General features: G+C 37.3%; 18 protein-coding genes. 2 read left to right on the top strand and 16 right to left on the bottom strand.

The genetic code is table 11. From position 1 onward, the window contains the following. Positions 1-21: 21 nt before the first annotated feature. The 10 genes from PCY12_RS09275 to PCY12_RS09230 form a co-directional block, all read right to left on the bottom strand. Positions 22-846, bottom strand: a complete 825-nt coding sequence (locus PCY12_RS09275; RefSeq protein WP_301352640.1) for a DNA/RNA non-specific endonuclease — start codon at positions 844-846, stop codon at positions 22-24. Between the two features lie 38 nt (positions 847-884). Beyond that, complete coding sequence (locus tag PCY12_RS09270) at positions 885-1,073, bottom strand: DNA-directed RNA polymerase subunit beta (protein ID WP_004241151.1); 189 nt, start codon at positions 1,071-1,073, stop codon at positions 885-887. Next, positions 1,066-2,349 carry a UDP-N-acetylglucosamine 1-carboxyvinyltransferase gene (gene murA, locus PCY12_RS09265; RefSeq protein WP_301352638.1) on the bottom strand — a complete coding sequence of 428 codons (1,284 nt, stop codon included), beginning with the start codon at positions 2,347-2,349 and terminating at the stop codon, positions 1,066-1,068. The genes PCY12_RS09270 and murA overlap by 8 nt, the downstream gene beginning before the upstream one ends. A 23-nt stretch (positions 2,350-2,372) precedes the next feature. After that, positions 2,373-2,603, bottom strand: a complete 231-nt coding sequence (locus PCY12_RS09260) for a DUF1146 family protein (RefSeq protein WP_000250395.1) — start codon at positions 2,601-2,603, stop codon at positions 2,373-2,375. A 57-nt stretch (positions 2,604-2,660) separates the two neighbouring features. Next, positions 2,661-3,698, bottom strand: coding sequence for a SepM family pheromone-processing serine protease (locus PCY12_RS09255; RefSeq protein ID WP_301352636.1), 1,038 nt, complete (start codon positions 3,696-3,698; stop codon positions 2,661-2,663). Then, positions 3,682-4,170, bottom strand: a complete 489-nt coding sequence (coaD, locus tag PCY12_RS09250) for a pantetheine-phosphate adenylyltransferase (RefSeq protein WP_301352635.1) — start codon at positions 4,168-4,170, stop codon at positions 3,682-3,684. Before coaD ends, PCY12_RS09255 begins: the two co-directional genes overlap by 17 nt. Continuing rightward, positions 4,160-4,699 carry a 16S rRNA (guanine(966)-N(2))-methyltransferase RsmD gene (rsmD, locus tag PCY12_RS09245; RefSeq protein WP_000706954.1) on the bottom strand — a complete coding sequence of 180 codons (540 nt, stop codon included), beginning with the start codon at positions 4,697-4,699 and terminating at the stop codon, positions 4,160-4,162. Before rsmD ends, coaD begins: the two co-directional genes overlap by 11 nt. 64 nt (positions 4,700-4,763) lie before the next feature. Continuing rightward, positions 4,764-5,756, bottom strand: coding sequence for an aspartate--ammonia ligase (gene asnA / locus PCY12_RS09240; RefSeq protein WP_000748005.1), 993 nt, complete (start codon positions 5,754-5,756; stop codon positions 4,764-4,766). Between the two features lie 109 nt (positions 5,757-5,865). Beyond that, the gene (locus PCY12_RS09235; RefSeq protein ID WP_301352634.1) at positions 5,866-6,549 is read right to left on the bottom strand and encodes a Bax inhibitor-1/YccA family protein; all 684 of its coding nucleotides are present in this window, start codon (positions 6,547-6,549) and stop codon (positions 5,866-5,868) included. Between the two features lie 55 nt (positions 6,550-6,604). After that, positions 6,605-7,345 (bottom strand): RNA methyltransferase, encoded by a 741-nt coding sequence (locus PCY12_RS09230; protein WP_301352632.1) that lies wholly within the window; start codon positions 7,343-7,345, stop codon positions 6,605-6,607. A 33-nt stretch (positions 7,346-7,378) separates the two neighbouring features. Between PCY12_RS09230 and PCY12_RS09225 the strand changes: the two genes are divergently transcribed. After that, positions 7,379-7,657, top strand: coding sequence for an acylphosphatase (locus tag PCY12_RS09225; protein ID WP_001174613.1), 279 nt, complete (start codon positions 7,379-7,381; stop codon positions 7,655-7,657). A 77-nt stretch (positions 7,658-7,734) separates the two neighbouring features. After that, positions 7,735-8,661, top strand: a complete 927-nt coding sequence (yidC, locus tag PCY12_RS09220; RefSeq protein WP_301352631.1) for a membrane protein insertase YidC — start codon at positions 7,735-7,737, stop codon at positions 8,659-8,661. Between the two features lie 59 nt (positions 8,662-8,720). Here the strand turns inward: yidC and PCY12_RS09215 are convergent, their stop codons facing one another. The 6 genes from PCY12_RS09215 to PCY12_RS09190 are packed head-to-tail and all read right to left on the bottom strand — an operon-like array spanning position 8,721 to position 13,817. After that, positions 8,721-10,439, bottom strand: coding sequence for an ABC transporter ATP-binding protein (locus PCY12_RS09215; RefSeq protein WP_301352628.1), 1,719 nt, complete (start codon positions 10,437-10,439; stop codon positions 8,721-8,723). Between the two features lies 1 nt (position 10,440). Then, positions 10,441-11,196 carry a hypothetical protein gene (locus tag PCY12_RS09210; protein WP_301352626.1) on the bottom strand — a complete coding sequence of 252 codons (756 nt, stop codon included), beginning with the start codon at positions 11,194-11,196 and terminating at the stop codon, positions 10,441-10,443. 4 nt (positions 11,197-11,200) lie between these two features. Next, positions 11,201-12,073, bottom strand: coding sequence for an ABC transporter ATP-binding protein (locus PCY12_RS09205; protein ID WP_301352624.1), 873 nt, complete (start codon positions 12,071-12,073; stop codon positions 11,201-11,203). Further along, positions 12,057-12,488: an Msa family membrane protein gene (locus tag PCY12_RS09200; RefSeq protein WP_261060058.1), complete on the bottom strand. Its 432-nt coding sequence runs from the start codon at positions 12,486-12,488 to the stop codon at positions 12,057-12,059. The genes PCY12_RS09205 and PCY12_RS09200 overlap by 17 nt, the downstream gene beginning before the upstream one ends. A 9-nt stretch (positions 12,489-12,497) precedes the next feature. Continuing rightward, a complete protein-coding gene (locus PCY12_RS09195; RefSeq protein ID WP_261060057.1) occupies positions 12,498-13,076 on the bottom strand; it encodes a CPBP family intramembrane glutamic endopeptidase in 579 nt (192 codons plus the stop codon). A 3-nt stretch (positions 13,077-13,079) separates the two neighbouring features. Then, the gene (locus tag PCY12_RS09190) at positions 13,080-13,817 is read right to left on the bottom strand and encodes a hypothetical protein (RefSeq protein ID WP_261060056.1); all 738 of its coding nucleotides are present in this window, start codon (positions 13,815-13,817) and stop codon (positions 13,080-13,082) included. Positions 13,818-14,756: the final 939 nt, after the last annotated feature.

Here is a 14,756-nt window from a genome sequence, read left to right as displayed (position 1 = left end):
CATAGGAGTTTATTTTGTATTTTACTGAGTTACAGTGACTTCTCCAGTTCGGTAATCCAGTTGAAGCCCTTTTTGAACATTGGGAACTAGGACATTAAATTCCAATTCTCCATCCGAAGACTTGGCTTCAATCTGTGAAGCTGAGGGAACTAAATCCTCGTTTGAAGCGTAGTAAAGGGTTACACGGTAACGAACACGCTTGTTTTGGTCCAAGGCTTTACGCACCTTGCTTTCATAGTAGTTTTGACCAGTCGAATCCTCGGCTTGTGCCTGATTTGCCCAGGCTGTCTGAACAGCAATATTTTTAGGATTGCTTGTCGAGGCATCAAAACCATCCAAGCCACCGATTAAGGCATAGCCTAACAAGTGACCTCTATCGACCGCATGGGTATAAGTACCCTTTAGATTCTTGACCTGATGCCAACCTGGAGGAGTCCAAGAAGTCGAACCATTCCCAGTTTCTTCACGATTCTTGTACTGGCGAGTAGCCTTAGACAAGAGAGCATTAGCCACGGTTGGTACCGTTTCCTTGCCCACCGTCTTTGTTTTATTATCAGCGTAGGGCTTACTTGAAACCTTGGCATCTAGATTTGTTTTATTGCCATTGACGATAAAAGCACCTGAGCCATTCCACTCAAGACTCCCTTTTATTTGGCTTTTGACTGCGTCTGTTAAGACACTTTCTGCCAATGCTTGACCAGGCGCGTCTGGTGATTGACTTTTCTGACTTATTTTTGTCTTAGCAGCCTGATTGCCTAGTTCAGTCTGCTTGATATAATAGCTTCCCGCAGACAAAAGCAATAACACTAGCAGTCCGATTAGTGTCTGTCTTGTTTTTTTGTTCATATTTCTCCTTATCTTTATAAAAAGGCTGGTCTCCCAGCCTAATTTCCTGTAAATTTATGAATCAATTCCTGCCATTTTGCCGGAGACAGGATAGCCCATGGATCTTGACCCTTGCCCAAGATTCCATAACCTACCATTAAACCGATTCCTAGAGCTAGAGCACCTAAAAACAGTACCAAAATGACTAAAAGTAAACGCTTGATTACGTAGCTTGATTTCTTATTCATCTTCATCACTTGCCTCAATCCGCTGAATATTAGCACCTAGCTGTGCCAACTTCTCATGAAAACGGTAGTAACCTCTATCCAAGTGAACCAATTTACCAACCACGGTTTCTCCTTGTGCTACCAAACCTGTCAAAATCAAGGCTGCACTGGCACGAAGGTCAGTTGAAAGAACTTCTGCTCCCTGCAAAGGCTGTCCACCAACAATACGAGCTGTATCACGGATAATCTCCGAGTGCAAGCCCATACGGCGCATTTCTTCTAAGTGTTGGAAACGATTTTCAAAAACTGTCTCCACCATAGTTGATTCTCCTTTTGCGACGGTCATCAAGGCTGTAAATTGGGCCTGCATATCTGTTGGAAATCCTGGGTGGGGCAAGGTTTTTACATGGACAGCTTTTAGATTTTCTAGTTGAGAACGGACACGAATCCCTTCAGTCTCCTCTGTCACTTCCACTCCCATTTCAAGCAATTTGGCAATCAAGGGACGGTTGTGCTCCCAAACAGCGTCTTTAATCAAGACATCACCACCAGTCATAGCAGCAGCTACCATAAAGGTTCCTGCTTCGATACGGTCTTGGACTACATTGTGAGTCGTACCATGAAGTTTCTCAACACCGGTAATGGTAATGGTCTCTGTACCAGCACCCTTAACCTTAGCTCCCATTTCATTGAGGAGAATGGCTAGGTCCACAATCTCAGGCTCACGCGCAGCATTTTCAATCACTGTCACCCCATCAGCTAGAGTCGCTGCCATCATCAAGTTCTGCGTTGCACCAACACTTGGAAAGTCCATATAGATATGAGCTCCATGTAAGCGATCAGCCTTGGCTTCGATATAACCAGCCGTCTGACTAATCTTCGCCCCCATAGCTTCCAGACCTTTCAAATGAAGATCAATAGGACGGCTACCAATGGTACAACCACCTGGCATGGATACCTTGGCATGACCTACACGGGCAAGAATTGGTCCCAAGACAACGATAGATGCACGCATCTTGCTGACATACTTATAAGGGGCTTCCTCAGTGATGTCGCCAGTAGCATCCACCTCAACAAGATGGGCTTCCTCATCAAAGTCAACCTTGGCATTCAAACCACGAACCACCTGATTCATAATAAAGACATCCGACAAGATCGGTACATTCTGTAAGACTGTCTTTCCTTCACTTGCTAGAATAGTCGCTGCCAACAAGGGCAAGACTGCATTCTTTGCTCCTTCGATGGTTACACTTCCTACCAGACGATTATCGCCACCTTGAACCACAATTTTGTCCATACTCGTTTCCTTTACTCTTGATTTTATAATAATCCTCTAAGCGCTTCTTGCCACAACTGATACAGGCTGATAAAGAAAGAACTCAGGATGTAGCCCATGACAATGCTGAAAAAGGCTACTAGTAAACGAACTTTTCCTGTATTCTCAGTTGTCACTTTTAAAACCTTTTCCCATCTAACAAGATCCTTTAAAAGGTAAAAACTCACATAAATAAAGAGCATGTGACTGCTTAGAGTGAATAATAATTGAACCATTTGACTATTATACCATCTTCTCTGTTTGTGCGCTAGTTTGGAAACTTCCCTTAGAAATTAGGGATTGTTTTTCAAGTAATCAATTGCATCCTGTAGGGTTTTAACTGGCACAATTTTCATATCTGTCTTGATTATTTTAGCCGCTTCTAGGGCTGTTTGGTAGTTGTTTTTCGCATCAGGATGTGCTTTTTGTTCTTCTTCGCTAACAGGGTTATCTGGGGCAAAGAAAATCGCGGCACCTTCTCTAGCCGAAGCTACAACTTTCTTATCAATACCTCCAATGTCCCCCACATTCCCATCGCGGTCAATGGTTCCTGTACCGGCAACGATACGACCATTACGAAGGCCAGGGTCAGCTATTTGAGTATAGATGGCCAGACTAAACATGAGACCTGCACTTGGACCACCGATACCAGCTGTTGAAAAGCGAATTGGGACATCACTGGTCACTTCTGTACGGTCAATCAAACCGATTCCAATCCCATTTTTGCCATTTTCCAAGCTGATAATCTTTCCTTCTGCAGATTTGGTTTGCCCATCCTCTTCATAGGTGACCTTGACGGAGTCCCCTAATTTTTGAGAACTGACGTAATCAATCAAGTCTTTGGAACTATCAAAGGTCTGATCATTGACTGCTGTGACCGTATCAGAGATATTGAGAATCCCTTTAAAGGTTGAATTATCCGTCACATTCAAGACATAAACCCCAAAGTACTTGAGTTCGATATCCTTACCAGCTGTTTTTAGACCTTGATACTTGGCCATATTTTGTGATGTTTGCATGTAGAATTGATTGATCCGCATAAATTCAATATCGGAAGAGCCACCTGTAGTCTCTTGGGCACTACGAATATCTGTAAAAGGCGTCAACCACGCATAAATCATATGGGCTAAAGTAGCGTGCTGGACACCAACCGTAACGAATTGATAGGCCCCAGCTTCCTTATCTTCTGTGTCATTTACTTTAAGGACTTGGCGAATATCTTCCGAACCACCTGGAACTTCTATATAGTAGGGCAAGGGCACTACAAATGCCAAGAAAGTCACAATCAAGGCCGCAATGACATATAAGGGCCATCTAATCTTTTTTTTCATTTCTTATTTCCTCCAAAATACTCTCAGGAACATAGCAGGCAATATCCTGACCAAACTTCAAAAGCTCTCTAACGCCTGATGAACTAATATAGAGATGTTCAGGTCGACTATGTAGATAAATGGTCTCTATATTAGGAGACAGTTGATGGTTGTAGTAATCAAAACTGGCTTCATATTGCAAATCCGCTGCATTCCTCAAACCACGCACTAGACAAGTAGCCCCCAGTCTTTTTGCAACATCAACCACCAATTCATCATGAGAAGACACAACTTCAACATTTTCCAAATGTTTCAAAGCCGTTTCTAGCCCTCGTTTACGATTTTCGATAGGGAGAAATCCTTGTTTGTGAGGATTAAAAAAAATACCGACATAGAGCTTATCAAAAAGTTTGCTAGCTCGCTCAACCATATCCAGATGCCCATTTGTCATCGGATCAAATGAGCCTGTGAATAAGCCAATCTTATCTGACATAGACTGTCACCTTACTAATTCCATAAATCTTTTCCTTCCAGATACCAAGACAGGCAATTTCTTCTGGAAGTTCAACGGCCTTATCCGTCTCACACACGACCATGACATCTTCAGAAAAAAGCTCCCTCTCAGCCATTTTTTCAATATCTGCTACGATTTGTTCCTTGGCATAAGGAGGGTCTAAGAAAATGAGGTCGAATTCGCCAGATACCTGTTCCAGTGCCCTTTCTGCATCCATCTTGAGGAGTTGAAATTTCCCAACTTCCTTGGTCATCTGAATATTTTCAGCCACGATAGCCTGAGCCTTACGGTCTCGCTCCACCAAAACAGCGCTGGACATGCCACGCGATACTGCCTCGATAGATAAACCACCACTACCTGCATACAGGTCCAAGACTCGTCCCCCTTCAAAGTAGGGACCAATCATGTTAAAAATGGCTCCCCTAACCTTATCCGAAGTAGGTCTTGTCGTCTTTCCTTCTAGTGTCTTGAGGGGACGTCCCCCATAGATTCCTGATACGATTTTCATACCGTTTATTATACCAAATTATGGGCGAAAAGAGAAAGAAAACCGAACCTTGCGGTTCGATTCTCTATAAAATATTTTCGTAAGTATCGCGAACTTCTTGAGGCCAAACACTTGTTTGCACTTCTCCGATGTGTTTCTTGCGAAGTAAGAACATGGCCATCCGAGATTGTCCAATTCCCCCACCGATTGTCAATGGGAATAGGCCATTCAACAAAGCCTTGTGCCATTCCAATTCTAAACGGTCTTCATCACCGGTAATTTCTACCTGACGGCGAAGGGTTTCTTCATCTACACGAATCCCCATAGAAGACAACTCAAAGGCTCCACCTAGAGATTCATTCCAGACAAGAATATCACCATTCAGACCCTTGTAGCCATTTTCAGACTCACTTGTCCAGTCATCGTAGTCTGGTGCACGTCCATCGTGCGGTTTACCGTCTGGTAATTCACCACCGATACCAATCAAGAAAACTGCCCCAAATTCTTTACAAATAGCATTTTCACGTTCTTTCGGTGTCAAGTCTGGGTAGCGTTCTACCAACTCTTCTGTATGGATAAAAGTGATTTGTTTTGGCAAGATTGACTCGATGTCATAGCGAGCTTCAACAGCTAGCTCTGTCAGGCGAATGGCCTTATAAATCTTCTCAACTGTTTCTTTTAGATAAGCGATATTCCGTTTACCATTTGGGATAACTTTCTCCCAGTCCCACTGGTCGACATAAACAGAGTGCGTCGCATCCAGCGAATCTTCATCTGGACGAAGGGCCTTCATGTGGACGAAAAGACCTTCACCCTCACCGAAACCAAAACGAGCCAAGGTATGGCGTTTCCATTTGGCAAGGGAATGTACCACTTCATAAGTAGCATCAGGGATTTGGAGAACCTTGACCGATACGGCATTCTCCACACCTGATAAATTATCCTGCATCCCGTCGCCGACCCTGCTCAAGATAGGACCTTGAACTTCGACAACTTCTAACTTATCTTTCAAATATTGGGTAAAAGTGTTTTTGACAAAGGAAATTTCTTCTTGTTGATGGATAAAACTTTTCTTCATAAACTACTCCTCAAAAATTAGTTAAAAGCATTATACACCTATTTCCAAGAAAAGAAAAGAGAAAATATAAAAAATCAGTGCTCCTTGGAACACTGATGTCATGGACCTTCTAGTCATTGCGACCGAAGATACGTAGAATACTTAGGAAAAGATTGATAAAATCAAGATAGATACTGAGAGCCATTGACACAACCCAGCCTGTCGCTACACGGCCTTGTGATTGCTCATAGACATAGCGAATTTTTTGGTTATCCCAAGCAATCAACCCTGAGAAAACCAAAACCATGGCTACGCTAATCATATAATCAAAGAAACCGCTAGCCAAGAAAATATTAACTACCATGGCAATCAGCAAACCGATAAGAGCCGCCATCATAGCCCGACCAAGGCCACTCAAATCTTTCTTGGTAAAGATACCAACTGCCGCCATGACAAAGAAGAGAAGGGCGCTCGATACAAAGGCAGATAAAACTGTACCCGGAGTATAGAAGGCCACCACAAAACTGAGTGTAAAACCGTTTAAAACCGAGTAAAGTAAAAATACTGGAAGAGCAGCTGGACTATTTCTTGAAGCCATACTACTGGCAACGAAAACTAAGGCCAACTCCGCAAAAGTAGCAATGGTCAACCAGAGACGCCCCTGCATCAAAAAGTAAACCAACTGAGACTGAAAGACCGTCAACATAAGGCCTGACACCAAAGCAGATAGTCCGATTCCCAGACCAACAAAAGCATAAACCTTAGCGTAAAATTGATTGAGACCTGCACGGTCATGTATAATAGTGTGATTCATCCTTTTCTCCTTTTCTATGAACATCTTTCCTTGATTATAACAAAAAAAGTTAAAATTAGCTTAAATGGAAGACTAAAATACCGGCTGCAACCGCAACATTCAAACTCTCGGCCTGCCCCTTCATGCTAATATGGACCAACTGGTCTGCACTTTCAGCCATGAGGGAACTAATTCCTTGCCCCTCATTTCCCATGACTAAGACAAAATTTTCTATAGGAGGCAGTTCTCTGTAATCAACAGAATCTTTAGATAGGGTTGTTGCCAGCACTGGGATACCTGCCTCTTTGGTTTCCTTAAGAAGCGCTTGACTCGACATCCGGTAAATAGGCAGATGAAAATGACTGCCTTGCATGGAACGTAAGGTCTTGAGACTGTAGATATCTGCCGACTTATCTGAAACAATCACTCCTGTATAGCCTGCCGCATCCGCAGTCCGAATGATCGTTCCCACATTACCAGGATCTTGCACCTCTTCCAAAAACAAGAACTTGCCCTGACTCAAATCAGCTTGCCCTACTTCTTCTTTTTGAACCACCGCAACAATTCCCTGCGGAGTCTGAGAATCCGCCAAATCTAGCAAAATATCCTCTGACACCCAGACAGTTTGCGGAAAAGCAACTAACTGATCTCGGTAATTTTCTAGAGCAAAGATCTTCTCAATCGTCACTCCAGCTTGAACAGCTTCTTCAAACAAGTGCCAGCCTTCAATCAAATAGGCAGACTTGCGGTATTTTTTTTGGTGTAATTTCTTGGCATTTTTTACCACAGAATTGGCTTTTGAGGTTATAATAGTCATAGAAATATTATAACACAATCAAAGGGGTTTGGTATGCAAAAGGTTAGAATGATTGCCCAAGGTAGGGTGCAAGGAGTCGGCTTTCGTTGGGGTGTTTACAGCCTGGCGCTTGAAATTGGTGGCATCACAGGTCGAGTGTGGAATAACGACGATGGCACAGTGGAAATCTTAGCCCAAGCAGACTCATCTGCTATCATGGCAAAATTTATCCAAGAAATCCGCAAAGGACCCACACCTTTTTCAAAAGTCAGCTACTTAGATGTCAAACTGAGCAACTTTCCTCCCTACTCTGACTTTAAAATCGCAAATTAGGTCTCTAGAACTATTGTATATTTTGTAAAAAAACAGTAGAATAGAAAGGTATAATTTTTAAAGAAGGAATAAAAACAGTGAAATCTATTAAACGTTTTGCACTCTCAGCTATGGGAGTGGCTATGTTGCTAGTCTTAACTGGCTGTGTCAATGTCGATAAAGCCACAGGCCAGCCAACAGGATTTATTTGGAATACTATCGGAGCGCCTATGGCTGAAGCTATCAAGTACTTCGCCAATGACAAGGGACTTGGTTTTGGGGTTGGTATCATCATCGTAACCATTATCGTGCGCTTGATTATCTTGCCACTTGGTATCTACCAATCATGGAAGGCAACGCTTCACTCTGAAAAGATGAACGCCCTCAAGCACGTCCTTGAGCCACACCAAACTCGTCTCAAAGAAGCAACTACTCAAGAAGAAAAACTCGAAGCTCAACAAGCTCTCTTTGCAGCTCAAAAAGAGCACGGCATCAGCATGTTTGGTGGTGTAGGATGTTTCCCTATCCTCCTTCAAATGCCTTTCTTCTCTGCTATCTACTTTGCTGCCCAGCATACTGAAGGGGTTGCTCAAGCAAGCTACCTAGGAATTCCTCTAGGTTCTCCAAGTATGATTTTGGTTGCCTGCGCTGGTGTCCTTTACTATCTTCAATCGCTCCTTTCACTTCACGGAGTAGAAGATGAAATGCAAAGAGAACAAATCAAGAAAATGATTTACATGAGCCCACTCATGATCGTCGTCTTCTCCCTCTTCTCACCAGCTAGTGTCACACTTTACTGGGTTGTCGGTGGTTTCATGATGATTCTCCAACAGTTTATCGTTAACTATATCGTTCGTCCAAAACTTCGCAAAAAAGTCCGTGAAGAACTAGCCAAGAACCCACCAAAAGCACGTGCTTTCTCTACACCAAGTGGACGAAAAGACGTTACTCCTGAACAACCAACTGCTATCACAAGCAAGAAAAAACACAAAAATCGCAACGCTGGAAAACAACGTTCGAGATAAGAAAAAAGTAGTTAAGAATTTTTCTATCAGAAATTTCTTAACTACTTTTTCTAATGTCTTTAATTTAGTTCCTGTAGATAACTTTGGTAACTAGTATTTCTTAATTGTAATTCCTCATGTTTACCCTTATCTACAATTCTTCCATTCTCGTCAAAAACAAACACTATATCAGCTTCACGGATAGTTGATAATCGATGAGCAATTGTTAGTCGTGTCTTTCCTTCAGTCAATGAATTCACAGCCTTCGTAATAATTCGCTCAGTTTCTACATCCAAGCTTGCAGTAATTTCATCAAATAAATAGATATCGCTCGGAAGCATTAATGAACGTGCTATATTAAATCGCTGTTTCTGACCTTCAGATAAACCTTGACCAGAATCAGATATATGACTCTCTAAACCTTTAGGCAATTGATTCATCAAGCTAAGAAGATCTAATTCTTTTAGAACAAAATACATCCTCTCGTCCGATACCTTACTATTTTTCCCATAACTCAAATTTTCTCTTAGAGTTCCATGAAATAAGGTATTATCTTGAGAAGTATAACTAATCAAATCGCGAATATTCTCCGAAGACAAATCCCTTAATCTTTTTCCCCCAATCAATATTTCTCCAGCATCGTATTGATAAAATTTCATCAATAAAGAAAAAATAGTTGTCTTACCCGAACCGCTTGGACCTATAATCGCAACATGTTGCCCAGATGAAATATGAAAACTTAGATTATCTATTACACTTTTTTCTTGTTCTGAATAACTAAAAGAAACTGCATCAAAGGAGATAGAGAAGTCATTCACTTCTGCATAAGAGAAATTATTATCTTCTGAAGCTAAATTAAATAACTCTACTACACGTGTTCCTACCCCTTTTACTTCAGCAAAATCATCTAAAGACTGGATTAATTCAGAAGTCGGTTCCAGTAACTGCATGACATAGATAATGAAAGTAGTCAGTGTCACTATCGTCATTATTCCTTTCTGAACTTGCCATCCAGCTATTAAAATGATAATCAAGATGAAAAACATGATTACACTATTTAACAAGGCACTTTGAAAAGAGGAAATTGCTAATATTTTTCTAAAATTCTTGAACAGTTCAGAAAAAACTTTAGACATCATCTTTATTTCTTGCTTCTCACCATTCATTGACTTTATTAATCTGAATTTAGAAAATTTATGACCTAAATCTCCTGCTAATTTTCCTAATAAATTTTGATGATCTAAAAAACACATTTCTAGTTTAGCATTTATAGGAAGCGTTACAAATAATAGGCACAATATTAGTACTAGACTAACTAGCGTTAAATAGAAATTAATTGAAACTAAAAAATAAGCAGTCCCCACAATAATGAATAGATTCATAATGACCTGTGGAAAAGTTACCGAAATTAATTTTAATACCACCGACATATCATTTGTTAATCGGTTTGATAAATCTCCTGCTTGATATCTTTCAACATCTGTTATTGATAAAGATAAAATTTTCCTATGAAGACTTTCCTGCATCTTTTTCATAGCCTGATTTCCACTCATTCCCAGTAAATAAGAAGATATCGCCTGTAAAGTATAAACAAATAAAAAGAATAATAGCATCCCTATTAGCATTAGCGGATTTGATAAAATAAATGTCAAAAATGACATATCCATCATTTTCCCTATAAACTGAGGGATCAGTAATCCCATTCCTGCGCTAATAAAACTTAAGAACAAACCTATAAAGAACCTTGGTTTGTCTAAACAATGAAATAAATATTGATAAAACTGTTTTTGCTTTATCATTTTAAAATTCTACCTTTCTAAATTTCTTTAAGCTAAAATAAAATAGAATAAGTGAGTAGAATGTTGTTATTGAAATAATTCCAATATAGGCTAAGTGAAAATTCCCCTCCTCGGCTAATAAACGAAAACCATTTGGGAAAATCAAACCAATTTTACCAAATAGAGGTAAAATCCCTGTAAAAATGAGTAGAATAATGCCACTTACAATACTTGCAATATTACTGAAAAACAGCGATATCATAGTTAGTAGAAATATATAAAAAACATGATGTAAAATCGTTCCAAAAATAGAGAATATAGCCAACAAACTATCCTGACCTAAAAATTCTCCTGAAGCGAAGGGAAGATGGATAACTCTTAAATAATAAACACCAAACATTAGCAAAGAAAAAATCAAAACAAATAAAGCAAATAAAGATAGTATACTGAGTATTTTTGATAATAAAATCTTTTTCCTCTCTATATCCTTATATAAGAAAAGTCGGTGTAATTCTATATCACTTCTCACTACAGACAAAATTAGTAGAAATAAGGATAAGGTTGGTAGAGTTGAATTGAAAGAAAGATTAAAAATACCATCATACATTTCTAAAAAACTTAATTTTGCGCCAGTTTCTATTGAAGTTACATTCATAAAACTTGTTTCCATAAATGTAGAAGCTAAATATAGAATAGGAATTAGACTAAAAAGTAAAAAGAGCTTACTTTCTTTTCTATTCCATGTTGTGCTGAATACAGCCAAAAAAATATCTTTCATTTCACTACCTTTCCATAAAAATATCCTTTAACTGATTTTCTTTCATACTAATCGAAGAAATCATCTGTTTTTCACCCAAAAATTGTAAGACTTTATTTAATTCTTCTCTACTACATTGCGAAGAAAGGACTAAATACTGATCCTCTAAATAAACAGTATCTGACAGATAAGATTCCAGAATTGAACTGTTTACATCATCTATCAACTCAATCAATACATCTCTTCCAGATGGTTTAGAAAATTCATCAGCTAAACAACCAGATTCTATGTATACATAACGATCACACAGAGATTCTAATTCACTCAATTGATGACTCGATATCAACATCGATATCTTTCTATGACTAGCCCATTCTTTCAAAATAAGAATCAATTTTTGAACACCTATAGGATCCAATCCTACAAAGGGTTCATCTAAAATTAAAAAATTAGGTTCTGCAACAAGAGCTATTGCCAAAGCTGTTCTTTGCTTCATTCCAAAAGAAAAATTCTTCGGTTTTCTTTTCCTTACTTCCCATAGCTCTACTAATCTCAATGTCGGTTCAATATTTTTGTAAAGTTCCTTTTTATTATGCAATCTCAAATAAAATTTTAGATTATCTTCAACTGTCATTTCAGGATAAAATACAGGATCAATCATAATACCTACATCCTGAAGTAAACAATCTTTTGAACTCAGTTCAACTTCATTATAATAAATTTCACCTTCCGTCGGCTTCAGGGATTTGGCGATTAATTTCATGAGGGTGGATTTTCCTGCCCCATTCTTACCTATCAATCCCACAATTTCTCCCTTATTTATTTCCAAATTAACATTTTTCAATGAATAGAAATCATTTCCTGCAAATTTTTTAGATAAATTATGAATTGTTAACATTTTTCACTCCCTTTTTATTTTTCTGACTCTTTATATAGTAAGTAACAATTGATATAGAAAGATATAAAATTACCACAAAAATAATCTGAGACATCTCCAGAGGAGATTGAGCTATCTGTACCGTCATTTCATCTGATACAACGATATTTCTTTCCACAAATACTTTCCAAATGGACATTCTTTCAGACAAAATAGCAAAAATCATATAAGCCACACTTGAAATGATAGGCAAACTGATACTTTTATAAATTAAATCCTTTTTATTTTTACTATTATATAATACGTAACCATGAATAATAATCGGGAATAAATACAAAATTAAAGCAAGTATCATAACTGATAAATTTGGTAAATAAAATAATAAAAATAGTGTAGATACTGTATAATACAAGCAAAGTAACAATATTGAAATCATATTTTCTCCTTATTGAAATAATGCAGCTAATAAGTTTATAAACCAATGCGCTGCAATAGAATAATGCAATCCAAAACGCATAGTCACAAGTCCTAGTATAAAACCAATTGGACTCCGAATCAATAAATTATCTATAATGTCATAATTCAAATGTAGTAAAATCCCAAATAGTAAAGAGCATATTAGTAATGTCTGAGGTTTAGAAAAATTATTTCGTAAAATACGATATAAACAATAGCGAAACAGGAACTCTTCACAACTAGCAATAACCATTTGATACCAAAATTCTTCACCTTTAATAAAAAATAGATTGATAAGAAATAGTGAGGCTGTTAAAAAAATAAATTTATACCACGAAAATTTAATTTCACAACTAGCATATAAATTATATTTTTTAGCTATATAATTTGGTAGTATGATAAAACAAGCTGGCATCAAAACAACTAAAAGATAAAAATAAACACTGACTAGTTGTTCTTTGTCTACAAAAACTAAGCCAGTCATAGCAATACTATATAAAACAATAGATAACATCAAAATTCCTAAAGCTACTATCGCAGTAGATAATTTTGTCGTTTTATCATTCATTCTCTAAAACTCCATTTTTTTAAATTTTTTATACGATAAAATATAGAAAACTGTCATATAGACCATGCTCAACAAACACATAGCAGCTAAACTTGTAAAAGCACTTACATTTGATAGCGATATATACACATTGGGAAATAGATAACCCATCCATCCCATCTTAGAAGAAAGTATTGAAGCTAAAACAAAGAAAATTGAGATAACTATTGTTACTGCTCTATTCGTTTTTAGCGAGGTATAAGACATCATTAAAATAGATACTAAATTAGAAAAGAATATACTGAAAATGCTTAAGATTTCTTTACTTAACAATTCATCACCTGATAATAGCATATTTGATTTATTTAAAAATAAAAAGAAAATTATCAATGATGTACAGAAAGTAACTAAAGTATATAGACAGTATAAAACCGTTAAAGAAAATAATTTAGCTTGAAAAATTCTATTTTTCGGTAAATCTTTGTATAGAAACATTATTCCAGAATTAAATTCATCTCGAAAAGTAGAATAAATCATATAAGAAAAAATTAATGTTGGTAAAACAAGTTTAAATTGTGATTGAAATACAATGCTAACAAAAAAACTAAAACTTGCATTATCTCCTGCTACATAAAAAACTTCCATATCTGGACTATTTGTCAGTAGAGGAACTACTAATGGAAGTAGAGAAAAAGCAAATAAAAATTTTGTTTCTGATCTTAACCATATTGTCCTAAAAATTGTAAATAAATTTATGCTCATTTTATTATCTCCTTTAGTTATCAATCAGAAGAGACTTTATAATCTCCTCTGATTGATAACTAATCTAATTAGACTAGTTATTCTGCTTATTAAATTGTTACGCGACGATTGACTTTGTAGCTAATGCTAACAATACCGAAATTCCATGTATGACGTTTAAACAACTTTTTAAATGCTTTCATAACTTCCTCCTTTATCTTGATACAAATAGTTTAGCTGATTTCAGATATCTATGTTATAACTTTCTCTGAAATATTCATTTTTTCTGCTGAAATGCTTAGAATAGAAAATCTGCTTTCAGTTAAGATTAGATTGTCACACGACGATTGACTTTGTAGCTAATGCTAACAATACCGAAATTCCATGTATGACGTTTGAACAATGTTTTAAATACTTTCATAATTTCCTCCTTTATCTTGATACAAATAGTTTAGCTGATTTCAGATGTCTATGTTAAATCTTCCTCTGAAATGTTCATTTTTTCTGCTGAAATGCTTAGAATAGAACATTTGCTTTCAGTTAAGACTAGATTGTTACGCGACGATTGACTTTGTAGCTAATGCTAACAATACCGAAATTCCATGTATGACGTTTGAACAACTTTTTAAATACTTTCATAATTTCCTCCTTTATCTTGATACAAATAGTTTAGCTGATTTCAGATGTCTATGTTAAATCTTGCTCTGAAATGTTCATTTTTTCTGCTGAAATGCTTAGAATAGAAAATCTGCTTCCAGTTAAGACTAAATTGTCACGCGACGATTGACTTTGTAGCTAATGCTAACAATACCGAAATTCCATGTATGACGTTTGAACAACTTTTTAAATGCTTTCATAACTTCCTCCTTTATCTTGATACAAATAGTTTAGCTTATTTCAGATATCTATGTTATAACTTTCTCTGAAATATTCATTTTTTCTGCTGAAATGCTTAGAATA

The organism is Streptococcus sp. SPS1 (assembly GCF_030439915.1).
Classification (GTDB): domain Bacteria; phylum Bacillota; class Bacilli; order Lactobacillales; family Streptococcaceae; genus Streptococcus.
Note: the sequence above shows the minus strand (reverse complement) of the source record. Positions and strands in the feature narration are given on the sequence as shown.